The sequence below is a fragment of the Micromonospora sp. KC721 genome (genome assembly GCF_004348355.1).
Lineage (GTDB): Bacteria > Actinomycetota > Actinomycetes > Mycobacteriales > Micromonosporaceae > Micromonospora.
Window position 1 is genome coordinate 1 of record NZ_SMJY01000403.1, and the last position, 920, is coordinate 920.

The following is a 920-nucleotide window of genomic DNA, read 5'->3' on the forward strand; positions in this document are numbered from 1 at the left end:
TGTAAGAGGCAGGTGGTGAGGGTCGGGCGGACCGTCGGCGGGGCCGCCGGCCGGTCGCCGTCGCCGCCGCTGGCGGCCAGCGCCAGCGGGGCACCGATCACGATGGCGGCGAGAGTGCCCAGCGCGCCCATGGTCACGGTGGCGCGGCGGCGGGTACGCAGCCGTCGCTCGGCCCGGGTCAGTTGGTCTTCCACAGTTGGTGCCTCCTCGGCGAGATCGGTCAACGTGGTGCGGAGCAGGTGCTCGATGGGGAACGTCACCGCCGTACCTCCAGCAGTTCGATGTCCGGCAGGAGCTCGCGCAGCCGGCTCACGGCCCGGTGGGTACGGCTGCGGACGGTGCCCACCGAGCAGCCCAGCGTCTCGGCGACCTGGGTCTCGGTGAGGTCCTCGTAGTAGCGCAGGACCACCACCGTCCGCTGGGCCGGCGGCAGGTGCCGCAGCGCCGCCCGCATGGCCAGCCGCAGGTCCGTGCCGCCGCTGGGATCGGCGTCGGCCCGGTCGTCGGCACCGGTGAGCAACGACTCCCGGTACCGGCGCAGCCGCCGCCACCAGCTCACGTGCTCCCGGTACATGACGGTGCGCAGGTAGCCCTCCGGGTCGGCGTTGCGCAGTGTCCGCCAGCGCGGGATCGTCCGCGCCAGCGCCGACTGGAACAGGTCCTCCGCCGCGTGCCGGTTGCCGGTGAGCAGGTATGCCACCCGCATCAGCGCCGGCGTGCGGCTGGCCACGAACTCGGCCAGCCGGGCACGTTCGTCGTCGTCCACCCACCCTCCCCTTCGGCTCGTTCACAGATACAGACGCCGCAGGCCGGGCCAGCTATCCATTGCCGGGCAAGGGATGTGCGGCCGGCAGAGTGTCGGTCGTGGCCGGTACCGTCCCGCCACCAACTTGAGAAAGGGTGCGGGGGCGATGGTGGGC

Annotated in this window: 1 protein-coding gene and 1 pseudogene; both read right to left on the reverse strand. The window is 72.8% G+C overall.

Features of this window, described 5'->3' with window-relative positions:
* Window positions 1-260 (reverse strand): annotated as a pseudogene (locus E1182_RS30660) (hypothetical protein); the annotation flags it as partial.
* Window positions 257-766 carry a SigE family RNA polymerase sigma factor gene (locus tag E1182_RS30665; protein ID WP_132271210.1) on the reverse strand — a complete coding sequence of 170 codons (510 nt, stop codon included), beginning with the start codon at window positions 764-766 and terminating at the stop codon, window positions 257-259. The gene E1182_RS30665 and the pseudogene E1182_RS30660, both read right to left, overlap by 4 nt.
* Window positions 767-920: the final 154 nt, after the last annotated feature.